We start from the raw sequence: 22,225 nt of genomic DNA on the forward strand, positions 1-22,225 counted from the left end.
TGGCGGGTATTATGTTAAATAGATTTTATAAATTATTTGTTTTTCAAGAAATTAACAATTAAAAAAAGTCATTCATTACAAAAAAAGCGACTTGGAAACAATTCGCTTGGTTTTTTAAGCGACTTTGAAACATTTTGCAAATAAAAACCTTATATTCTCATCAAACTTTTTACAAAACCAAGCACATCAGCCTCCAAAACCTGCCATTCCCCAAACTCAGGCTCAATCAATAAAGTTTGCGAAATAAAGCCATAACAAATCCGTTGCATATTTAAACTGATCCGATTCAGTTGCTCATGATCCTGAATAAAAGGCGCAAGAATACTGCACCACATTTGCACCATCATCTCATAACTTTTACGATAAATTTCGATACTCGAAATCTGTCGTTCTAACAAAAAAGTCTGTGCCCATAAAAACTGTTGAGCCTGAATTCCCTGTAACTGAAAATGGATGACCTGCTGTAAATATGCTGAAAAATCCAAATTTGTGGATAACTCGATCAGACTTTGTGCATAACTTTTTAAAGCTTCAGCATTACTTTTCACATGCTGATGAATGGTCAACGCAATTAAATCTTCTTTCTTGGAAAAATACTCATAAAAAGTTCCCAAGCCGACACCTGCAACATCGGTGATTTCCCGAATGGTAATTTCACTGGCAGGGCGTTCATGCAAAAGCCGAACAAAACTTTCCATCAAGGCTTCTTGAGTGATACGAGCCCTTGATTGGCGAGGTTTACGACGTACATTGATTGCAGGCAAAGCCATAAAAATAACCCGAACATCCATCCACAGATTTTCATCTATACTGAATGTAATTGGACAAAACAACAAGACAGGATTTCAGCATGAACACAGCACAACTTGGAACAACCACAGCATGGCAAACCCATGAGATCAGCAACCAATTTGATGAATTGCAGAACTACAATTTATTCAGCACAGACCAAGTCCTACAAGAAATTTTGCAACGTTATAGCAGTCAAGATCAGCAGACTTTAGCAGAGTTTGGAGAGATTGTCGGTTCAGTAGAATATTATCAATATGCAGATCTAGCCAATCGTCATACGCCTGAATTACATAGTTTTGACGCACGTGGTCGCCGTAAAGACTTTCTAGAGTTTCACCCTGCATGGCATAAATGGATGGGCTTGAATCGTCAGTTCCATACCCATGCTTATCCATTTAGTGATGTACAAAATCAGTCACAATCAACCTCAAAATGGGTGGATTGGGCAGCACGATTCTTCTTAAGCGGACAAGTGGAATGTGGAAACTTATGTCCTAACTCGATGACTTTGGGCAGTATTCCACTGATTCAAAATGAACCTGAATTATGGGCAAAAATCGGTGAAAAATTACTGTCCAATGAATATGATGAACGTGACATTCCCATTTCCCAAAAGAAATCCATCTGGATGGGCATGGGCATGACAGAAAAGCAGGGCGGTTCAGATGTCCGTGCCAATGAAACCTATGCAGTGCCTGTGGCGGAATCAGGTCGTGGCAAAGCGTATTTACTGACGGGGCATAAATGGTTTTTCTCTGCGCCAATGTGTGATGCACATTTGGTGGTGGCGAAAACTGAACAAGATGGTTTGGCGTGTTTCTTTGTACCTCGTTGGTTGGAGGATGGCACCAAGAATCATATTCACGTGCAACGTTTAAAAGACAAAGTAGGGAATCGCAGTAACTCAAGTTCAGAAGTCGAATTTAAAAATGCGTGGGGCATTATGATCGGTGAGGCAGGGCGTGGTATTCCGACCATTATTGAAATGGCGAATTACACCCGTTTGACTTGCTCAGTTGGTTCAAGTGCGATGCTACGTCAGGCATTGGTGCAGTGCGTTGCCTATACCCGTCAGCGTAAAGCTTTCGGAAAGCATTTAGCCGAACAACCTTTGATGCAAGCCGTGCTTGCGGATTTGGCACTGGAAACAGAAGCCGCAATGCAACTCAGTTTTCATCTCGCACATTGCTATGAGCAGGATGATGAAATGTCGTTGGCATGGAAACGCATCATGACCCCTGCATCGAAATTTTGGGTATGTAAACGTGCGGTGGAACTGACAGGTGAAATGATGGAAGTCTTTGGTGGCAATGGTTATGTTGACACAGGTATTATGGCGCGCATTTTCAAAGAAGCCCCTGTAAACACCATTTGGGAAGGTTCGGGCAATGTCATGTGTTTAGATGTGTTGCGCGCCATTCAGCGTGATCGTGAGTCGATTGAAGTCCTGTTTCAATCATTTGCCAAAGTGGCTTCAAGTGATGCTGTTTTACAGAATGAATTGCAGTCATTATTCAAATTATTCAGTAGCCTGCAAGCCGATGAAATGCAGTTTATGGCACGTAGTCTGGTCAGTCGCTTGGTCATTCTCGCTCAAGCCATTTTACTGAAACAGTATGCACCTGATTTTGTCTCTGATGCGTTTATTGCAACTCGTTATAGTGAGTTTCATGGACGAGTCGTAGGCATAGTGGATGCGAAATCAGTGGATGTAGAGCGATTGTTAGAAAGGGCGTTGGCGAGTTGAAATAATTTTTAAATACCTAAATCAGCGAAGGTCATAATGCAACATTATGACCTTCATACGCTTAAATCAAATTAGATTTGAAGCTGATATTTTTAACATGTAATTATTGAAAATTACTTTTGTTTTTTAAGCTTTTTTTGGAGCTTTTTCAATTTACCTTCGTGCTTTGAAATTTTGTCCAAACGCGCTTTGATTTGTTTCTTTAAAGATTTAACTTGCTTTGACATCATGTTACTCCTTTGTTTTGCTATCCGTTGGCTGATGTTTTTTGATAAAACTACGGATAAATTTTCTTAACTCACGTGCTGCACTGGTATCAAGACTTTCACACAATTGTAAAAACTCATCCCGTTCAGCACTGTTAATGCGAATTAAGAGCTGACCATCTTTTTATTCACCTTTGTCTTTTTGGGTAATTCAGCCATCACGTATTTATCCCCAAAGGTGAAAATCAAATGTATATACAATATATATACGTTTTAAAAATAAAGCAAATTTAACTTGTTGAAAATATTTGATTATTTTGTGTTTTAATGAAAATTAATGTAAGGCTGTGTGTTTTTAGGCTATAACTGATTGTTATCATGGTCTTTATTTTTAGAGCAAAAAATAATTTTATATGCTCAGGGCTTTAAAATTGGGAAACCTAGAAAAGGTTTAATTTCTTTGAGTACAAACATGCTTTGCATTTCTTTAATTCCTGGCAAGCGGCGAATAATTGACATTGAAAACTCTGCATAAGTATCTAAATCAGGCGAGACCACCTGTAAAAGAAAATCAGCATCACCACCAATACTATAACAAGCCACAACATGCTCCAAAGCTGTCACTTGCTCTTCAAATTTCTTGGCTTCTTTTTCACTGTGACTGTCGATGGAAACACGGATAAAAACCATGACACCTAAGCCGATTTTTTTACGATCCAACAGTACGCCATAGCCTTTGATGATGCTTGTATCTTCTAAATGTTTCACCCTGCGCCAACAGGGTGAGGCAGACATTCCGATATTTTCAGCGAGTTCAGCATTGGAAATACGAGAGTCACGTTGTAATAACTCTAAAATTTTAGTGTCAGTTTTATCGATCTGCTTTTGGGTCATTTTTGTCTTTGAAATTCACCTTAAAGGTTATTTATACCCTTTTTATTACTATTTTAGAAATAAATAGATCAGTTTTACCTGCGTTTTTCACAAAAAATATAAGGATACATTTCAGATTTTTCAGGTTGTGATGCTGATGCAAGATTTAACCCAATTTTCAACGTATTTACTCACCTTAGCCATTGCGGCTTTGCTACCAGGACCGGGTATGACAGGTCTAATGTTGAAGACTTTTACTCAAGGGTATCAACGTGCTTTGTTAATGCTTTTAGGGCTGATCACAGGTGATGTTTTATTCTTGCTGAGTTCGATTTTTTTAATTGATTTTATTCATAAGCTTAGTCCACATTTTTCAGTTTATATGATGTTGCTTTGCAGTTTTTATTTACTGTACTTGTCTTATCAATATTGGAATTTTCAGGATGATCTATTCAATGAAAATACTCAAATTTTAGATATAAAGATCTCATTTTCAGCATTTCAGGAAGGTTTGTTGATGACTTTAAGCAATCCGAAAACGATTTCTTTTTATCTTGCTTTGGTGCCGATTATTTTTGGTTCAGCATCGTTACAAGAAAAAACGATTTTTCTGACTGGGCTGACAATTTTGACTCTATTTATTGTTGGAAGCCTATATATTTTTGCTGCCTTAAAAATTAAGAAACTTTTAAATAATAAATGGATAGAGAGAATTTTATTAAAAAGTTTAGCGTTGATGATGTGTGTTCTAGCATTGGCAATGTTGTATAAAGAACTGTATGTATTTGTTCTGTGATGTATTGGAAATATTGGATAAATCCGCTTGTATTCTATACAAAAAAGCGTAATATCAGCCTTGCATCGCATAACTATTCTGCGGTGAACATACAGTTTAAAAGGTAAATAAAATGGCGAAGAAAAAAGCTACGCCTGAAGTTGTAATTCACAACTTTGTGGCAAAACACATGAATGATTTTAACAAGAGCCAAACTTTTGTAGATCGAAAAAAAGATGCAAAACGTGGTTATTCTAAACACAAAAAAGGTCGATATTCTGATGATTATCGACCTTTTTACTTTCTAGCATTGTGTTTAAGTTTTTAAAAATTACAGCAGTATCAATCAAAATTATAAGCTGACTGCACGAGAAGAATTTTTTACCATATCGCCTAAACCATGGGTTTTAAAATAATATTCCAATAAACTTTTGACCATGAGTGGATTATTCATTTGTAAAGAGCGATCAAGCAGTTCTTTGGCATCAGGCATTGGCACATGACAAATCGCTTTACGCACCCGCAAAATATTACTTGAACTCATCGACAGGGTATTGAAGCCCATTGCCATGAGTAAAATCGCGGTCAGTGGATCACCTGCCATTTCCCCACAAATACTGACAGGTTTGTCATACTTATGACATTCTTGTACTAAGCGAGTTAATGCACGTAGTACCGCAGGATGCGAATGAGAATAGACGTTGGCAACACGTGGATTATTACGGTCAACAGCGAGTAAATATTGAGTTAAATCGTTCGAACCGACTGAGAAAAAGTCCACTAAAGGCGCAAATTCATCAATTTGTAAAAGTACACTCGGTACTTCAACCATGATGCCGATTTTTGGTTTGGTAATTTTGACTTGTTCTTCTTCTTGCACCGCAACCCAATCACGCTCAAGCAGATAAAGCGCTTCTTCAACTTCACTGACACTGGTCACCATTGGCAGTAAAATATGTAAGTTATTTAGACCAATACTGGCTTTGAGCATGGCACGAATTTGTGAAGAAAAAATTTCAGGATGATCGAGGGTGAAACGAATACCACGCCAACCCAAAGCAGAGTTTTCTTCTTCAATTGAGAAATAAGGCAAGTCTTTGTCTGCACCAATATCGAGGGTGCGCATCACCACAGGTTTGTTGGCAAAGTGGCTGAGCTGTTGACGGTAAATGGCACGTTGTTCTTCCTCACCCGGAAAGCGTTCACGCAGCATGAATGGAATTTCAGAACGATATAAACCGACACCTTTTGCACCACGTTGTACACCACGTACTACGTCAATCATCAAACCTGTATTCACATACAGTTTGACCGCAACGCCATCAGGTGTGATGGCATCTTTGGTTTCGTATTGCTTCAAATCTTTGGCGATTTGTTCTTCTTCTTTTTGAATCTCTTTATAACGGGTACGCATACGGCGTGGTGGGTTAATAAAAACACGCCCTTGATGTGCATCGACGATCATTTCTACATCATCTAAAGTATTGACTGGTAGTTCCGTTACCCCAACAACAGTCGGAATACCAAGGGCACGTGCTACGATGACCATGTGTGAGTTCATCGCACCTTCAGTGGTGACAATAGCTGCGATTTTATCGACAGGGAGTTCCACCAACGCAGCAGTTGAAATCTCATCACCAATCAGAATACTTTCATCAGTCAACTCTCGGTGACTCGAATCTGCTTCTTGTAAATAAGCTAAAATACGGCGACCAAGGTCTTTAAGATCAGACACACGTTCACGTAAATAGTCATCTTCCATTTGTGCAAACAGAGCAATATGTTTGTCGATGACAATACGCACCGCACCTTGTGCCCAATGACCATCACGGATTTCAGTTTTGATCTCAGAGGGCAAGGCATTTTCATCAAGCATGCGCAAGAACACACTAAACAGCGCACGTTCTTCAGCCATTAACGCATCTTGCATTTTGTCATCAAGTGACTGAATTTCAGCTCGAACCAAGGCAATAGCATGATCTAAAAGTTGTAATTCTTCACTAATATCATCGGCTTCACGATCAGGAACAGCAGCCAAATCCGCAGGCGGATATAAAATCACCGCACGACCAATGGCGATTCCCCCTGAACCTGAAATGCCTTGGAAAGTTTTATAGGTCGGTAAACTATTCGGTTTACGAAAAACATCGATATTACCCACCGCATGCGCATGGGCAATAACACCTGACAACTGAGCGCACAGTGTCACTAAAAATGACTCAGCCGCTTCACTAAAATCTTGTGGTTCTTTATTTTGTACCACCAAAACGCCCATGACCTTACGACGATACATCACAGGAACGCCAAGAAAAGAATTATAAATTTCCTCCCCAGTTTCTGGTAAATACAAAAAGCGTTCGTGTTTCGGTGCATTGTCTAAGTTGACAATTTCCTCACGCTGACCCACTAAACCGACCAAGCCTTCACTGGTATGCAATGACACATTGCCAACAGCATTGGGATTGAGTCCTTTTGTTGCCATCAGGACAAAGCGCTGATTACGTTCATCAAGTAAATAAATAGAACATACATCGACATGCATCGCTAAAGAAACTTGATTGACCATAATTTCTAAAGATTCATGCAAGCTAACGGACGTATTAATCTCTTGGACAATACGTCTGAGGGTGTCTAGTTGCATGTTCGACATGGATATATGCTCCTTTATTGTTGAATTATGCTCAAATGCGTCATTTCACTCTATTTATAACAGCAGCACCTAAAAAAATCATTTACATTTTTATAGAACTTTCAGGTAAATGCTGAGGCATTTGCATACATAACTCCATCATTGCTTTACGATAAACATCACGCTTAAAATTCACCACTTGACCTAATGGATACCAATAGCTGACCCATTGCCATTGATCAAACTCTGGCGGATCAGATAGGTTCAACTGAATGTATTTCGTTGATGCTACCAATTTTAATAAAAACCATTTTTGCTTTTGCCCAATACATACGGGATCGGAATCCGAGCGAATGTATCGAAGCGGCAAACGATAATGCAACCAGTCATCTGTCTGGGCGATTATTTGGACGTGCTCGGGTAGGAGCCCAACTTCTTCTCGTAGTTCTCTAAAAAGAGCTTGCTCAGGAGTTTCTCCAAACTGGATACCTCCTTGAGGAAATTGCCATGCATTGTGACCAATGCGTTTTGCCCATAAAACTTGTCCAATATCATTTGCCAAAATGATCCCGACGTTGGGTCGGAAACCTTCTGAATCGATCATTTGGCTACCTAAAAATTTGTGAATTTCATTGACTTTGTATATGGGGACATTCACTCTTTAGTCCAACTCGACAAAGTCAAAGTAATAATGTTTTAAAATTGCTATGATCTTAACGAATTTCTATCGACAAGCGGAGATAGATTTACATTTTTTTTCTTAATTTTCAGTTTGCACGAGTATTTTCATGAAATTGGCGTTGTTTGACCTAGATCACACCTTATTAAATACCGACTCCGACCACTCTTGGGGAGAGTTTTTAGTCAATGAAGGCTTGGTCGATCCCATCCGACATCGTGCGATGAATGATAAATTTTATGAAGATTACAAAGCAGGGCAGCTTGATCCAATTGCATATAACGAATTTGTTTTTGAGTTTTTAACCCAACATGACCATGCTTATTTGACTGAGCTACATCAGTTATTTATGCAAAAAGTGATTCGTCCTCAAATGCGTCCAAAAGGGTTTGATGCGATTCAAAGCCATAAAGATGCAGGGCATGAACTGGTTGGGATTACCGCAACATCGGATTTTATTACCGCACCAATTTTCCGTGAATTTGGTATTAATGAAATTATTGCCACCAATGCTGAAGTCAAAGATGGCAAATACACAGGCAAAGTGATCAATATTCCATGTTATCAACAAGGCAAGTTGGCACGTTTAGATCAATGGCTTGAGGGGCGTGATGTGACGGAGTCATGGGCTTATTCTGATTCGATCAATGACCGTTTCTTGTTGGAATATGCAGATCATGCTTTTGCCATCAATCCTGATGATCGTTTAGAAGCTTTGGCAAAAGAGCAAGCTTGGGAAATTCAAGACTGGTCGATTTGATTGATTTAAATATTGAAAAAGCACAATAAAGCAATGTTTTAGCATTGCTTTATTTTTGAGTAATGTTTTTAAACTTAAAATAAATATTCATGGCGAAATTGTGGATTAAAACACCCCAATACAAAAATAACAGTAACAATAATCCAGCTAAGTAATGCATAAAATCGAATTTGTTCTACATTCCAATCCCATGCAAACCAGCCAAGAATAAAAAAGGATTTCCAACCTTGTATGATTTGAGCACCACCCCAAGAAATAATCCACTTATGTACTAAGCTAACAAAAATATAAAATATGATCCAAATCATCATTTTAAGCACCTTATATCATTATTGTTGTTGCGTTAAGTTCTAAAGGTTTTAATCCTGAATTTTACATTTTATTATTGCAATATAGTTTTAAAATTTTCTTAAAAAATCAATTTTCTACTTCATTTTAAAAATAAAAATGCTATGTTGGTTTTAGAACTTTTAGAAACGAATGGAGAGATAAAATGAGCCAAACACGTCCAAGAATGACCAATTTATTTGAACAACTCGGCTTAGACTCTAGTGAAGCTGCAATTCAGAAATTTATTGAAACCCATCAGCTTGATGCTGATACAAGCATTATTCAAGCCAATATTTGGACGGAATCACAACGCCAATTTTTAGCTGAAAAACTCAGTTCAGATGGAGAGTGGGCAACAGTTGTAGATCAACTCAATGAATCTTTGCATGAAGATTCAGTGAAATAATTTTCTATTGTTGATCAATGAAGATTTTGAATAAAAACCATGTAATAAAAATTTACATGGTTTTTAAATTCATTTGTTTTTTTAATCAAACTGCAATAATTGATGTACTAGAATAGCGACAACAAAGAAAATAACTTTAAAACAAAAAAGCAAAATTCATTATTTAAAAACTGATACAACAAGAAAATACAGCGCTCATGTCAGAATGCCATATTTCAGGAAAAGCGTTCTTCTAAGCTCGATGTCGCTTAGATGATTCCTGAAAATATGGTTGTTCTGATCTTTATTTATGACTTTAAAATACACAAAGTTATTTCATCATCTCAATCAATTCTAAAACCGCACGAGACTGACTACGTGCAGGATGCCAGACCATACCCAGTTGGCGATACATATTTATATTGATGTTAAGTTGTTTTAAGTCATTGTTTAGTAACGTTTTAGGTAGGACTGACCAGCCTAAGCCAATCGAAACCAACATACGAATCGCTTCTAAAGTATTGTTGCTCATGGTGATTTTAGGTTTTAATCCTTTTTTCTCAAACTCAGCTAATGTGATTTGGCTGGTATAGGTTTGAGAGGCAGGAATTAAACTTGAATATTCAATTAAATCTTCAAGTGTTAAATTTTCTTTTTGTGCCAAAGGATGGAATGGTGCAACCACAAAAACCAAAGGATCATCCCAAATTTTGACATATTTTAGGCGATCATCGCCTTGTGGCGGCAGGGTTAAAAATGCAAGTTCTAGATCTCCTGCAAGCACTTGTTCATGCGCTTGTTCCGAATCGACAAAATGCACATCCAAAGTCACATTCGGAAAGTCTTGTACATATTTCTTCAGATGGAGAGGCAAGTGATGTAAGCCAATATGATGACTTGTACCAATTTTAAGTTTGCCTTGTACTTGACCTTGTTCATGGCTCAACGTGTGGTGAATATCACCTAACTCATTTAACCAATTTTTAACTTTGGGCAGTAATGAATGCGCTGCATGTGTCGCCTGTACACCACGACCTGCGGACTCAAAAAGTTTAACGCCAAAATAATCTTCGAGACTGTGTATTCGCTTGGTGACCGCAGGTTGGGTAATAAACAGGTGCTCTGCTGCCATCGAAATAGACCCAGTTTCCATTACTTTTACAAACGCTTCAAAGGCAGCAAGATTCATGATATTTCATCCATAAAGATTTTTTATGCGTAATTTATTATTCAGAAGTTTTTAGAATTAATCAAAGTAATTCTGAAATATTTACAAATTAAGTGAAATGAGTGAACTGTGACTGATGATGTAGAAAAGTTTATATACAAGTTTTTACTGTACAAAAAACAGGACATTTATTTATATTGATGAGAATAAAAACAACAAAAAGGTAGATTTTATTTGCATACACAACAACATCATTCTCTCCAACATTTCAGTACCGTGAAGCGAAATATATTTAAGTTATCTTGGTTTAGATTCTTGATGTATAGCTTGGTTATTTTGGCATTGGGTGCTTTATTTCTCTATTGTTTTCATATCTATTTTCCACTGATTTTTAGCGTTATTTTTGTATTTTTTTGGACAATGGTTCGAAGATTACATCTTCAAAAACTTAAAGATTTGGTGGCGATACGTATTCCTGATTATATTTGGCAAGCTTTTTATCAGCGCCATCCACAAATGAGTACCTCCTCACAACAGCTCATTGAAGAAGGGTTTAAAGATTATTTGGCATTACATTTATGGCAGAAAAATGCGTATGCCATGCCCTCACATGCAGTCGATGCGTTGTGGCATCTTCTGATTGAGGAGTTTCAAGGTTTTTACCAGTGGATGTGTAAAAATACTTTGGGCTATGAACTAAAACACAAACCACATGATACGCAACCAACACCAATGCAAAAAGCAGCACAACAGCAACAATTAATGAATACGTGGCAAGTGGCATGTCAGATCCATCATTTAGATCCGAAAACTACGAAAACTTTGCCTCAACTCTTTCAAGTAGATACTCAAGTGAAATGGGAAAATGGTATTCATTTTGAGTTACCTTTACTGATCGCAATGTATATGCAACTGCTGATCAGCAGTTCGGATGCTTCACCTACAGTTGCCAATAGTTCTTGTTCTTCGAGTGCGACGGCTTGTACATCGTCTTGTTCAAGTTCATCAAGTAGTGTGAGTCATTCTTGGTCGGATCATGGCTCGAGTAGCTCTGATAGTGGTTCAGGTTCTGATTCTTCAAGTAGTTGTAGTAGCTGTGGCGGAGGTGGTGATTGATTGCCACAGCATTTTTAGAAATTAAGCATCTACGGTAGAGGCTTTTTGTGCATTCATTGCAGCTTGGTCTTTTTTATTCCACACTTTTTCATGGAAGAAGAATGCAACCGCTTGTACAGTTGGCTCAACTAAGCTTAAAGTGACAGCCATCCATAGATTTCCTGTAATAACATAAGCCACCATCATTGCGACAGTGATGTGCATGATGTAATAACTTAAGGTTTTTTTGAAAATTCGTTGATTGGTATTTACGAAGTTTTGAAAACGAGCCATGACAATCACCATAAGATAGAAATTAAATGAATAATAATCATTATCATTTAAAATGTAAAAGAGAATTTTTAATTTATGGTGATTGGATTTGTAAATGAACTTTAAAGACAAGTCCATTTTATTTATTTGATTGAAATATGCTTTTACTTTATGCTGAATAAAGTAAAAGCTGTAGTAAGGATATATTAAAAATAAAGTTTAAAAAGAAAATGTATTTAGTTAATGAGTTGTTTGAGTTGAAGTAGTATAGGATCTTCTTCTTCAGTAGTTTCTGAAGATTGCAAATCATTTTGTGCAAATTTTTCTTCTAAACTTTGATCTTCATTTACACCAAATAATTGTTTCATAATGAGCATGGATTGTTGTAATTCTAATTCAGCTTCTTCATCACTTAAGCCTTGCTTTATAAGATCGGCTTTAGTTGCTGCTAATATTTCATCCATACTTTGAGTCGGTTGAAATTCACTTATATCTTCATTATAAAAAAGCTCAACCTTTTCTATAATCATTTTTATCTCTTGTTTTAAGTCAATATTTTGTTTTTTGAGATAGCTGAGTATGGGTAAAATATCATTTATCGCATCCACAAGAAAATCTTCAGAATCATTGATGAAATTTTGAAGTGCATTTTGAAAAGTGGGTTCAAATTGCTTCAGATGTTGTGGGTTCATCATCTTTAAAAAATCAAAAAAATCTGCAGTATGACTAAAGTTGGGGTTAAACAGTCCGTCAAATAGCCCATAGAGAAAAATTTTATCAATAATTTTATTTGGGAATTTATCTCTATTTTTGATTGCGATAGGGAGAATGGCATAAGCGGTGTAATGGTGTCTTTCAATAGGGTGATCGAGAAAATAAACAATATCATCTGCGTAAGTATGCGCATCATAAATACTTAAAAAATAAGCTAATTGTTCGCCCCAAAAACTTTCTTTATTTTCACGCTCTTGTTCCAATACTTGTATTGCAAATTCCACTACAAATGTTGGAAAGTTTCCAGCACTGCCACAAAGGCTTGCAAAAGCATGTAAGAGTTGTGATGTTTTTTTAAGGTTAGGTTGCTGTTGGTAGAAATGAACTAAAAATAGCAAAATTTGGGAAGCACTTTGTTGTGGTACATATTCTGCAACGTCTAAATAGCGATCTAAAATTTCAGTATCTCTATTATTTTCATGTGCATAAAAAGCACACCATTGTTCTATGCGTGCAGGTGTATTCATGTGCTGTGCAAATTTTTGAAAATGGCTTGTTTCATTAGAACCTCTAAATTCTTCTAAACATGTATAATAAGTTTGATCTGTAATATGTGGCATTTCAGAGAGAACTCTTTTCGCCGTTTCAGCAATACTTAAATCTAAAATTGGAAAGGTATCGACCAATTGTTGCTGTAAAGATTCTAATTCATTACTTAAGCGTGTCACCAATTCAATTGGTCTACATGGATTGATTAACCAATCCATCTGTAATTTTTCGTCATCTTGATCTAGTGGAAAATGTTGTTCTAAATCAGGTTTGCGCCAACTTTCACAGGCTGCTCGATCAATACGTGCTTGATAATAGGCATTGATCTGACGGCTATTTGCTACTTTATTTTTTGCTTGTAAATTTATAACATGCGATCAAAAGGATAAAATGGCAGTTAAATATAATGTTTTTTGTTCGCCTAATTCGAGTAACCATGTATCAACTTGTTGTTGCGCTTCTATAGGCAAATTGTTGTCATAACAGTAGTAATGAGAACAATTTTTTGCGGCTTCTTCACGTTGTTGCCAGGTTGGTGCAAGAAGTTGTTTAAAGATATTTTGCATTATTATTACTCTATAAAATAGTTTTTTTGTAGGTTGTAAATTATTTGTATTGCATTGAGATTATGACTGATTTTGTGAGTGATTCAAATAGGTTGAAAGCTGCTTTACAACCTCTAACAATCTTAATTTGAATACCTATCAAATTCTTAAATGTAAAAGAGAATTTTTAATTTATGGTGATTGGATTTATAAATAAAAATAGAAGTGGAAGAAAACATGCGGGATCATTGTACTGAATTGATTCAAATCCGAGGAGTGATCAAGTCGCTTCACTATAGAAATCAACAGGAAGTGAATTGGTGGAATTATCGACGTAGTATTCTTTATGGTGCGCAAAATTTTGAAACAACATGCTTTTCTGCACAAATTGAGCAATATTTGATTGTCGGGCAATTTACTCAGTTGGTATTTTCAGAAGGTGATGAAGTGGAGGTTATTTTAAAACCGATTGAACATAGTCAAGAATTTCACGTATTGGCATTACAGCATAAACAAATTCTACATTTAATGCCCGAATTACATACGGATTACTTATATGTTGATCCTAATCAACATGTGCCAAAGTGGATGTTAATTGTTGCATTACTGGTGACATTGGCTTCATGGAAAAGTTTGGGTGTTGGCGCTGGACTTATATGTGGTTTTTCTGTTTTGGTTGTGATTGCTTTTGGCTGGATTTTATATAAACAGTTGCGTGGTCGTTGGAAAAAATTTCTACTCAATCGTCAATTATTCGCCATGCCAATGTTGAAACAACTGAGCTTAAGTAAGGCAAGTCAGAGCCACTATTGGTATAGGATGAAAGAGTTTGTAATCGATTTAAATTTAGTTAAAAAATAAGATGAATAGAATTTATCTGTGGAAAATATAGATTCCAAAAAGTTTTTAAATTAATAAAAATGATAAATTAGATTTATGTAAAAACACGGTTATAATCGACCTTAATGAAAGAATTACCCAGTCCAGTGGAGCACATCGACATGGCAGGCGAAAACCAAAAAGCAAAAACCGAAAATGCAAAAACCGAAAATGCAAAAACATTGTACGATAAATTGTGGGATGATCACTTAGTAAAACAACGTGATGACGGCTCTGCATTACTCTATATCGACCGTCACTTATTGCATGAAGTGACTTCACCACAAGCATTTGAAGGCTTGCAATTGGCAGGTCGTACACCTTGGCGTTTAAGTGCCAACGTGGCAACACCTGACCATAACGTTCCGACATCGACCAAAGAGCGTTCAGAAGGGATTGCAGGCATCGAAGATGATACTTCACGAATCCAAGTACAAACTTTAGATGATAACTGTAAAACCTTTAATGTGGTTCAATTCGACATTAATGATGTACGTCAAGGCATTGCACACGTGGTGGGTCCTGAGCAAGGTTTAACTTTACCGGGTATGACTGTGGTGTGTGGTGACTCACATACTGCTACACATGGTGCATTTGGTTGTTTGGCGCATGGGATTGGAACATCAGAAGTTGAACATGTATTGGCAACCCAATGCTTAGTGCAAAAGAAAATGAAAAACATGTTGGTACGTGTTGACGGTAAATTAGGTCAAGGCGTAACACCAAAAGATGTGGTATTAGCCATTATCGGTAAAATCGGGACTGCGGGTGGTACAGGTCATGCGATTGAATTCGGTGGTCAAGTGTTCCGTGATATGTCGATCGAAGGTCGTATGACTGTGTGTAATATGGCAATCGAAGGTGGTGCTCGTGTTGGTATGGTGGCTGTTGATGACAAGACCATTGAATACGTAAAAGATCGTCCGTATGCACCTAAAGGTGAACAGTGGGATGCTGCTGTGGCGTATTGGAATACTTTGGTTTCTGATGAAGGCGCACATTTCGATACTGTTGTAGTATTGCAAGGTGAAGAGATTGAACCGCAAGTGTCTTGGGGAACTTCACCTGAAATGGTGATTCCTGTATCTCAAGCCGTACCTACGTTGGAACAGGCGAAAGATGATGTACAGCGCAATGACTGGACACGTGCTTATCAATATATGGGCTTGAATGGCGGTCAGGCATTGGCAGATATTCAATTAGACCGTGTATTTATCGGTTCATGTACTAACTCACGTATTGAAGATATTCGTGCAGCGGCAGAAGTTGCGAAAGGCAAAAAAGTGGCTTCAACAATCAAACAGGCAATGGTTGTTCCAGGTTCTGGTTTGGTGAAAGCGCAAGCAGAAGCAGAAGGCTTGGATAAAATCTTGGTTGAAGCTGGTTTTGAATGGCGTGAACCAGGTTGTTCAATGTGTTTAGCCATGAATGCAGATAAGTTACAACCAGGTGAGCATTGTGCATCAACCTCTAACCGTAACTTTGAGGGTCGTCAGGGTAATGGCGGTCGTACACATTTGGTGAGTCCAGCCATGGCAGCTGCGGCGGCGATTGCAGGTCATTTTGTTGATGTGCGTACATTCTAATAGGAGCATGGATCATGAAAAAATATACCATTGAACAAGGTATCGTTGCACCTTTAGACCGTGCCAATGTTGATACAGATTTAATTATTCCAAAACAGTTTTTGAAGTCCATCAAACGTACTGGTTTTGGCGAAAACTTATTTGATGAATTGCGTTATCTGGATGAAGGCTTTTTAGGTCAGGACAATTCAAAACGTCCTAAGAATCCTGATTTCACCTTGAACCAACCACGTTATCAAGGTGCTTCTATCTTGATTTCACGTGCAAATTTCGGTTGTGGTTCAAGCCGTGAGCATGCGCCGTGGGCATTGGAAGAATACGGTTTCCGTACCGTGATTGCGCCAAGTTATGCTGATATTTTCTTCAATAACAGCTTTAAAAACGGCATGTTGCCTGTGATCTTGTCTGAAGAGATTGTAGATCAGTTATTTAAAGAATGTTTTGCCAATGAAGGCTATCAGTTAACCATTGATTTAGAAGCGCAAGAAGTGCGTACACCAAATGGCGATGCATTCAAATTTGAAGTTGATCCATTCCGTAAACATTGCTTATTGAATGGTTTGGATGATATTGGTTTAACTTTGCAAGCTGCGGATGATATTCGAGCTTATGAAGAAAAAACCAAAGCGGCTCGTCCTTGGGTATTTGCTGAAATTCAAGCTTAATGACATAACATATAGCGTCTAGGTTCAACTCTTGCTAACATGTGAAACATAAGAAAATGTATGTTTTAGGTGACAGGGTTGGACCAAAACAATGATTAAGGTCTTTGATTATCGCATTGTAATCGGTGTGTTGAGTATTCTACTGAGTGCTTGTCAAACGTCGGACTTTGTACGCATTCAAAAAGCGGAAAGTAAACATCATGATTCACGCAATAATGTCAGTATTTATTGCACTGGAGCAGAAGTTTGTGAATTTAGTCGGCTAAACAGCATTACCTTGGTTGATGAAAATACCCATCGTATTCATAAAGATGCATTGAAAACTGGTTACTTCAAGCTTTCAAATCAAGATCCCAAAAATCGCTCTGTCTATCTGACAATACCTGCAAATCAGTATGAGTTGGTGATAAGTTTTTATCCAATTTCTCAACAACATGCTGAAGTTTTTCATGTGATTCATCGTTTTAAAGCCAATCAGCAATATACCTTTAAAATGTATCGTAAACGCTCTGAAAACTCAGGAAGTTTGTTGAATGTATCAGCACCTTCGCCACTATGTGTTGATTTACTGCAAGAGAAACGTACCATACGCCGTTTTTGCCGTCCTTATAATGCAGAGACGGGTTTAAGCGAATATATTGAACAAAAAATTTAAACTTACTTGGCAGTTTGACTGTCAACAATGAAAATGGAACTACGAATGTCTAAACAAATTTTGATCTTGGCAGGTGATGGAATTGGTCCTGAAATTGTCGCTGCTGCTGAAAAAGTCCTTACCAGTGTCAATGAGAAATTTAATTTAGGTTTAACTTGGGAACATGGTTTACTTGGTGGAGCTGCGATTGATGCACATGGTTCACCTTATCCAGATGTAACGGCTGAACAAGCGAAAAAAGCGGATGCAATTTTGTTGGGTGCAGTTGGCGGTCCAAAATGGGATACGATTGAGCGTTCAATCCGTCCTGAACGTGGTTTATTAAAAATTCGTAGTGAATTGAATTTATTTGCAAACTTACGTCCAGCAATTCTTTATCCACAATTAGCGGATGCTTCAAGTTTAAAACCTGAAGTGGTTTCTGGTTTAGATATTTTGATCGTACGTGAACTTACAGGTGGGATCTATTTTGGTCAACCACGTGGTATTCGTGAACTCGAAAATGGTGAAAAACAAGGTTATAACACTGACGTTTATGCTGAATCTGAGATCAAACGTATTGCCAAAGTAGCTTTTGAAATGGCGAATCTTCGTGGTGGTAAAGTATGTTCAGTAGATAAAGCCAATGTCCTTGAAGTGACGGAACTTTGGAAACAAACTGTGACTGATTTGAAAGAAGCACAATATCCAAATATCAATTTGTCACACATGTATGTGGACAATGCTGCGATGCAGCTTGTACGTGCACCTAAACAATTTGACGTGATTGTAACAGGTAACCTGTTTGGCGATATCTTGTCTGATGAAGCTGCGATGTTGACAGGTTCAATCGGTATGTTGCCATCAGCTTCATTGGATGAAAATGGTAAGGGTATGTATGAGCCATGTCACGGTTCTGCGCCAGACATCGCTGGTCAAAACGTGGCGAATCCGCTTGCTACGATTCTTTCTGTTGCAATGATGCTTCGTTATACCTTCCGTGAAGAAACAGCGGCTAAAGCGATTGAAGATGCTGTAGGCAATGTTTTAGATCAAGGTTTACGTACAGGTGACATTATGTCTGAAGGCATGAATAAAGTTGGTACAGTTGAAATGGGTGATGCAGTCGTTGCTGCACTTGCTTAATAGACTGAAAAGTCAATGAAACGCAGCTTTGGCTGCGTTTTTTATTTTTAAAACTAGAGAGTTAACAAGCTCTTCCTTTGAGTTGAATAGAACTAACACGTTGTTGTTGAAGATTAAAAATAATATGACAAGTCATGATGCTAGAGTAGCTTTCGCTTGAGCCGCCTGTTTGCATTGGAATAAAACGACCTCGTGCATCCGCAATAGGGAGTTGAGATGATGCAGCGGTTGGAACTGCACGTTCAAACGTATAGATCAGTTGTTGTTCAGTGATTCTCGCAGGTTCTTTTAGCGTAATACCAATATCTTTTAAATCAAGCTGTTGTTGTACTTCGTTCGCACTTAAACCTTGATATGTATTTAACTTTTGCATCAAGGTATGGTTGCGCTCATGATGAATAGTTGAGCAAGCACTTAATAACCCAATACTGAGCAAGAGTATGAATTTATGATACATTTTCATTTTTAAATTGTTTAATTCATTAGAGAAATCTAAATATAAGCTTGTTCATTTGAATGGCACAATCGCATTTCACATAAAAAATAATGTATTTAAAGTGACTCTAAACTCAACAAGCTCGTCCTGTATAGTGAACAGCTTTAGCAATATTCTGATTTAACTCAAAAATAATTTTACATTGAAAATTAAGGTCATAGCTACTAGCTCCTGCATGTGTTGTACCTAAGCCGAAATTGCCTTGTGGAATAGGAATATTGAGTGGGCGATAAACGGTGTAAATCAGTTGATCTTGACTGACCTGTGGTGCACTGCTCTGATAGCCGAGTTGCTTAAAGTTGAGTTTTTGCTGAATATCTGGGCTGGACTGACCTAAAAATTGATGTAAATAAGCATTGAGATCATAAGGTCGATTCACCTCAGTCTGGCAGGCTGTTAGTCCAAGATATAGGGTGCTGATACTGATTAACAATATGATTTTTGACATGATCATTCTCCATCATAGAACGCACATTTTTTATATTGACATTCTTTACGAGTGTAGTAAAAAATCTGAGCATAAGATGTTGTTGCATTGCAAAATCTGATATGTGGTCAGCAGCATTGTCCAAAATAAAAAAATGAGAGTGAAAAGGATAAGACAATGACAAAGATTTGGATGGGTTTGATAATGATGTGTCTGTCAGGCTTTGCATTTGCAGATAATTGTGACAATGCTCGTAATGCCTATGATGATATTTATTGTAGTAATAAAATATATGCCAGTGCTGATGCAGAACTGAATAAAAATTATCAGTTGTTGCGTGCAAAATTGAGCAGCAATCAAAAAACCATTTTAAAGCGCTCTCAAGTGGCTTGGATTAAACAGCGTGATGCACAATGTTCAGACGAAGCGGAGCGTACAGTTTTTGTAAATTGTAATTTGGAACAAACACAACAACGCAATGCTTGGTTAAGAGAGCGTCTTCGTGAATGTGATACAGTGGGCTGTAAAAGCACTGCACTGAATTAAGCATAACACATGAAAAAAGCCACGAAAGGTGGCTTTTTGCTTGCTAAAACTTAGCGTGCACGGTATGTGATACGACCTTTCGTTAAGTCGTATGGAGTCATTTCGACTTTCACACTGTCACCAGTTAAAATACGAATATAGTGTTTACGCATTTTACCTGAAATGTGTGCAATCACTTCGTGACCGTTTTCTAAACGTACACGGAACATAGTATTAGGAAGCGTTTCGGTGACAACGCCTTCGAACTCGATAAGTTCCTCTTTATTGGCCATAGCCTACCTGATGATTAAATTGGAAAGGCGCAAATTATAGGCAAAAAAATAGGAAAAAACAAGTCGGCAGTGAGGTCTAGCGAAGCAAATGTAGTCAAAATAAGCGAACAAAGAAATAAATTATTTCAACAAAAAGTTGCTTATACATGTTGTCAGTTTGGTCAATCGTCTGTAATCTAAATCTCATGATTTAAGTATAAATGAATAAGATACAAGGAAGGGCACTGCGTGAGTCAGCTAACTGATGCTTCGGTTGTTTTGCGATTAGGCTATCAAGCAATTCGTCGTGCGGGATTGCCAACCGAAGAACTATTATCAAAAGCGGGTGTGGCATTAAATCAAATTGATCAAAATGCCCGTACACCTTTAAGTGCGCAATACGCATTTTGGATTGCGGCAGAAGAGGTGAGTAAAGATCCAGACATTGGATTACACCTTGGAGAGCATTTACCACTGTACCGTGGGCAAGTGATTGAGCACTTGTTTATTTCAAGCGAAAACTTCGGTGAAGGCTTAAAACGGGCATTGGCATATCAACGATTAATTAGCGATGCTTTTCATGCCAAATTAGTGGTTGAGAGTGATGGACGTTGTTATTTAACCAATGGCGAGCAGCCTTGGGGCGAAAACATTGTCAACCGTCATTTTTCCGAATGTGCATTGTCAGGAATTTTACGTTTCTTTAAATTTATTACTGAAGGGCGTTTTGAAGCGATTTATATCGACTTTAATTTTAGTGAAGGTGCTTCTGATGATGAATATTTCCGAGTTTATGAGTGTCCTGTTAGTTTAGGACAAAAAGAAACACGCTTATATTTTGATTCTGCTATTTTAGATTATCCATTGTGGCAAGCTGAACCTGAACTTTTACAGTTGCATGAGCAACTTGCGATTGAAAAATTGCAAGAACTTGCACGTTATGATTTGGTCGGTGAAGTACGCCGTGCGATTGGTTCAACATTAGAAAGTGGTGAAACAACATTGGAAACAGTGGCTGCCCAATTGCACATTACGCCACGTCGTTTGCGTACTCAGCTTTCAGAAGCCAATACCAGTTTTCAACAAATTCTTTCCGATTATCGTTGTCGTTTGGCGAAAAAGCTTTTGGCAAATACCAATGAAAGTGTTGAGCGAATTGTGTATCTGACAGGATTTTCTGAACCAAGTACGTTCTATCGTGCCTTTAAGCGTTGGACGAATGAAACACCTGTCGAATATAGAAAACGCAAGCAGCGTTAAGTGAGCGCAGTGGTAAGGATAAAAGCTTCGGATGTCATCATGCGAAGCTTTTTTGTTTGGAGCATTTGAAAATAACAAGGATCAGTCATGAATCAACAATTACAAAGAATAACGACCAAACTTGAACAACTTCGAAATTTAGATATTCATTTTCAACTTTTTGGTGCACATCATCATCAATACCAACTCAATCCACCACTTGCTATTGAGACAATTCAGCACTTTGAACAACAATATCAGATAATTTTACCCAAAGATTATGTGGCTTTTTTGATACAAATTGGAAATGGTGGTGCAGGTCCATTTTTAGGCTTAGAGCCTTTTGAACATGCTTTATTTGTTGATTTAGATTATCCAAATCCACAATTATTGCTCAATCCGCATTTACCTTTTCCGCATCAACAAGCATGGAATGTCATGTTTAGTGCTACATGTGATGAAGATGATGAACACTATGAGCGGCAATATTTTGAGTTTCATTCACATCAAATGGATGGTTGTATTGCCATTTGTAATTATGGTTGTGGTGTGAGTTTAAACTTGGTGGTGAATGGGGCTGAGTATGGTTATGTATGGACGGATGATCGTGCGAATGATGGTGGAATTTATCCTGCTCAAGAATTGGGAAATACTGAAAAGCTCAGCTTTTTAGACTGGTATGAGTTGTGGTTAGATCAATCTTTACTAGAAATACACGAGCAACTGACACCTACACATGCTGATTTAGATGATGGGACGGATCTAGAAAAGTCAGCCCCCCTCATGACAACAACGCAAAAATGGTGGAAATTTTGGTAAGTAGAATGAAAGTATAT

The 22,225-nt window shown here is 37.7% G+C and carries 26 protein-coding genes and 1 pseudogene; 14 read left to right on the plus strand and 13 right to left on the minus strand.

The window, feature by feature from the left end:
- Positions 1 to 149: 149 nt before the first annotated feature.
- Positions 150 to 770, minus strand: coding sequence for a TetR/AcrR family transcriptional regulator (locus AVJ19_RS10145; RefSeq protein WP_111859597.1), 621 nt, complete (start codon positions 768 to 770; stop codon positions 150 to 152).
- Between the two features lie 80 nt (positions 771 to 850).
- Between AVJ19_RS10145 and AVJ19_RS10150 the strand changes: the two genes are divergently transcribed.
- Positions 851 to 2,539 (plus strand): acyl-CoA dehydrogenase family protein, encoded by a 1,689-nt coding sequence (locus AVJ19_RS10150; protein ID WP_111859598.1) that lies wholly within the window; start codon positions 851 to 853, stop codon positions 2,537 to 2,539.
- 231 nt (positions 2,540 to 2,770) lie between these two features.
- On the opposite strand, the pseudogene AVJ19_RS22535 reads toward AVJ19_RS10150, so the two are convergent.
- Together AVJ19_RS22535 and AVJ19_RS10155 are read right to left on the minus strand one after the other, a co-directional pair.
- A pseudogene (locus AVJ19_RS22535) lies at positions 2,771 to 2,964 on the minus strand (hypothetical protein).
- Between the two features lie 198 nt (positions 2,965 to 3,162).
- On the minus strand, positions 3,163 to 3,639 hold the full coding sequence (locus AVJ19_RS10155) for an Lrp/AsnC family transcriptional regulator (protein WP_087552192.1): 477 nt from the start codon (positions 3,637 to 3,639) through the stop codon (positions 3,163 to 3,165).
- A gap of 136 nt (positions 3,640 to 3,775) precedes the next feature.
- On the opposite strand from AVJ19_RS10155, the gene AVJ19_RS10160 reads away from it, so the two are divergent.
- Together AVJ19_RS10160 and AVJ19_RS10165 are read left to right on the plus strand one after the other, a co-directional pair.
- Positions 3,776 to 4,414: a LysE family translocator gene (locus AVJ19_RS10160; protein WP_111859628.1), complete on the plus strand. Its 639-nt coding sequence runs from the start codon at positions 3,776 to 3,778 to the stop codon at positions 4,412 to 4,414.
- A 112-nt stretch (positions 4,415 to 4,526) separates the two neighbouring features.
- On the plus strand, positions 4,527 to 4,721 hold the full coding sequence (locus AVJ19_RS10165) for a hypothetical protein (RefSeq protein WP_111859599.1): 195 nt from the start codon (positions 4,527 to 4,529) through the stop codon (positions 4,719 to 4,721).
- Positions 4,722 to 4,745: 24 nt separating this feature from the next.
- Here AVJ19_RS10165 and ptsP read toward each other — a convergent pair whose 3' ends face one another.
- On the minus strand, positions 4,746 to 7,043 hold the full coding sequence (ptsP, locus tag AVJ19_RS10170; protein WP_111859600.1) for a phosphoenolpyruvate--protein phosphotransferase: 2,298 nt from the start codon (positions 7,041 to 7,043) through the stop codon (positions 4,746 to 4,748).
- Between the two features lie 82 nt (positions 7,044 to 7,125).
- A complete protein-coding gene (locus AVJ19_RS10175) occupies positions 7,126 to 7,626 on the minus strand; it encodes an RNA pyrophosphohydrolase (RefSeq protein WP_111859601.1) in 501 nt (166 codons plus the stop codon).
- A gap of 184 nt (positions 7,627 to 7,810) precedes the next feature.
- Here AVJ19_RS10175 and AVJ19_RS10180 point away from each other — a divergent pair, with 184 nt between their 5' ends.
- Positions 7,811 to 8,461 carry an HAD family hydrolase gene (locus AVJ19_RS10180; protein WP_111859602.1) on the plus strand — a complete coding sequence of 217 codons (651 nt, stop codon included), beginning with the start codon at positions 7,811 to 7,813 and terminating at the stop codon, positions 8,459 to 8,461.
- Positions 8,462 to 8,535: 74 nt separating this feature from the next.
- Here AVJ19_RS10180 and AVJ19_RS10185 read toward each other — a convergent pair whose 3' ends face one another.
- Entirely contained in the window at positions 8,536 to 8,772 is a 237-nt protein-coding gene (locus tag AVJ19_RS10185; protein WP_111859603.1) for a hypothetical protein, read from the minus strand.
- Positions 8,773 to 8,954: 182 nt separating this feature from the next.
- Here AVJ19_RS10185 and AVJ19_RS10190 point away from each other — a divergent pair, with 182 nt between their 5' ends.
- Positions 8,955 to 9,197: a DUF2789 domain-containing protein gene (locus AVJ19_RS10190; protein WP_111859604.1), complete on the plus strand. Its 243-nt coding sequence runs from the start codon at positions 8,955 to 8,957 to the stop codon at positions 9,195 to 9,197.
- 310 nt (positions 9,198 to 9,507) lie between these two features.
- On the opposite strand, the gene AVJ19_RS10195 is transcribed toward AVJ19_RS10190, so the two are convergent.
- On the minus strand, positions 9,508 to 10,365 hold the full coding sequence (locus tag AVJ19_RS10195; protein WP_111859605.1) for a LysR family transcriptional regulator: 858 nt from the start codon (positions 10,363 to 10,365) through the stop codon (positions 9,508 to 9,510).
- Positions 10,366 to 10,764: 399 nt separating this feature from the next.
- Here AVJ19_RS10195 and AVJ19_RS10200 point away from each other — a divergent pair, with 399 nt between their 5' ends.
- Positions 10,765 to 11,460 carry a hypothetical protein gene (locus AVJ19_RS10200; RefSeq protein ID WP_111859629.1) on the plus strand — a complete coding sequence of 232 codons (696 nt, stop codon included), beginning with the start codon at positions 10,765 to 10,767 and terminating at the stop codon, positions 11,458 to 11,460.
- A 21-nt stretch (positions 11,461 to 11,481) separates the two neighbouring features.
- Here AVJ19_RS10200 and AVJ19_RS10205 read toward each other — a convergent pair whose 3' ends face one another.
- The 3 genes from AVJ19_RS10205 to AVJ19_RS10215 form a co-directional block, all read right to left on the minus strand.
- Positions 11,482 to 11,739 carry a DUF2061 domain-containing protein gene (locus tag AVJ19_RS10205; RefSeq protein WP_171334193.1) on the minus strand — a complete coding sequence of 86 codons (258 nt, stop codon included), beginning with the start codon at positions 11,737 to 11,739 and terminating at the stop codon, positions 11,482 to 11,484.
- A gap of 209 nt (positions 11,740 to 11,948) precedes the next feature.
- Entirely contained in the window at positions 11,949 to 13,112 is a 1,164-nt protein-coding gene (locus tag AVJ19_RS10210) for a hypothetical protein (RefSeq protein WP_162626581.1), read from the minus strand.
- A gap of 240 nt (positions 13,113 to 13,352) precedes the next feature.
- A complete protein-coding gene (locus AVJ19_RS10215; protein WP_111859607.1) occupies positions 13,353 to 13,541 on the minus strand; it encodes a hypothetical protein in 189 nt (62 codons plus the stop codon).
- 216 nt (positions 13,542 to 13,757) lie between these two features.
- On the opposite strand from AVJ19_RS10215, the gene AVJ19_RS10220 reads away from it, so the two are divergent.
- The 5 genes from AVJ19_RS10220 to leuB all read left to right on the plus strand — a co-directional run bounded on the left by AVJ19_RS10220 (position 13,758) and on the right by leuB (position 18,430).
- A complete protein-coding gene (locus AVJ19_RS10220; protein WP_111859608.1) occupies positions 13,758 to 14,381 on the plus strand; it encodes a hypothetical protein in 624 nt (207 codons plus the stop codon).
- A gap of 140 nt (positions 14,382 to 14,521) precedes the next feature.
- A complete protein-coding gene (leuC, locus tag AVJ19_RS10225; RefSeq protein ID WP_111859609.1) occupies positions 14,522 to 15,985 on the plus strand; it encodes a 3-isopropylmalate dehydratase large subunit in 1,464 nt (487 codons plus the stop codon).
- Between the two features lie 14 nt (positions 15,986 to 15,999).
- A complete protein-coding gene (leuD, locus tag AVJ19_RS10230; protein WP_111859610.1) occupies positions 16,000 to 16,650 on the plus strand; it encodes a 3-isopropylmalate dehydratase small subunit in 651 nt (216 codons plus the stop codon).
- Positions 16,651 to 16,741: 91 nt separating this feature from the next.
- On the plus strand, positions 16,742 to 17,305 hold the full coding sequence (locus AVJ19_RS10235; RefSeq protein ID WP_111859611.1) for a hypothetical protein: 564 nt from the start codon (positions 16,742 to 16,744) through the stop codon (positions 17,303 to 17,305).
- Positions 17,306 to 17,350: 45 nt separating this feature from the next.
- On the plus strand, positions 17,351 to 18,430 hold the full coding sequence (leuB, locus tag AVJ19_RS10240) for a 3-isopropylmalate dehydrogenase (protein WP_111859612.1): 1,080 nt from the start codon (positions 17,351 to 17,353) through the stop codon (positions 18,428 to 18,430).
- 61 nt (positions 18,431 to 18,491) lie between these two features.
- Here the strand turns inward: leuB and AVJ19_RS10245 are convergent, their stop codons facing one another.
- Both AVJ19_RS10245 and AVJ19_RS10250 read right to left on the minus strand, forming a co-directional pair.
- Complete coding sequence (locus AVJ19_RS10245) at positions 18,492 to 18,893, minus strand: hypothetical protein (protein WP_162626582.1); 402 nt, start codon at positions 18,891 to 18,893, stop codon at positions 18,492 to 18,494.
- Positions 18,894 to 18,999: 106 nt separating this feature from the next.
- Positions 19,000 to 19,374, minus strand: a complete 375-nt coding sequence (locus AVJ19_RS10250) for a hypothetical protein (RefSeq protein WP_111859614.1) — start codon at positions 19,372 to 19,374, stop codon at positions 19,000 to 19,002.
- Positions 19,375 to 19,530: 156 nt separating this feature from the next.
- Between AVJ19_RS10250 and AVJ19_RS10255 the strand changes: the two genes are divergently transcribed.
- On the plus strand, positions 19,531 to 19,899 hold the full coding sequence (locus AVJ19_RS10255) for a lysozyme inhibitor LprI family protein (protein WP_111859615.1): 369 nt from the start codon (positions 19,531 to 19,533) through the stop codon (positions 19,897 to 19,899).
- A 50-nt stretch (positions 19,900 to 19,949) separates the two neighbouring features.
- On the opposite strand, the gene infA is transcribed toward AVJ19_RS10255, so the two are convergent.
- Positions 19,950 to 20,171 carry a translation initiation factor IF-1 gene (gene infA / locus AVJ19_RS10260; RefSeq protein WP_001284370.1) on the minus strand — a complete coding sequence of 74 codons (222 nt, stop codon included), beginning with the start codon at positions 20,169 to 20,171 and terminating at the stop codon, positions 19,950 to 19,952.
- Between the two features lie 228 nt (positions 20,172 to 20,399).
- On the opposite strand from infA, the gene AVJ19_RS10265 reads away from it, so the two are divergent.
- Both AVJ19_RS10265 and AVJ19_RS10270 read left to right on the plus strand, forming a co-directional pair.
- Positions 20,400 to 21,410 (plus strand): AraC family transcriptional regulator, encoded by a 1,011-nt coding sequence (locus AVJ19_RS10265; RefSeq protein ID WP_111859616.1) that lies wholly within the window; start codon positions 20,400 to 20,402, stop codon positions 21,408 to 21,410.
- Positions 21,411 to 21,497: 87 nt separating this feature from the next.
- Positions 21,498 to 22,208 (plus strand): SMI1/KNR4 family protein, encoded by a 711-nt coding sequence (locus AVJ19_RS10270; RefSeq protein ID WP_111859617.1) that lies wholly within the window; start codon positions 21,498 to 21,500, stop codon positions 22,206 to 22,208.
- Positions 22,209 to 22,225: the final 17 nt, after the last annotated feature.

The sequence above is a fragment of the Acinetobacter sp. CFCC 10889 genome, from assembly GCF_003268395.1.
Classification (GTDB): Bacteria; Pseudomonadota; Gammaproteobacteria; order Pseudomonadales; family Moraxellaceae; genus Acinetobacter.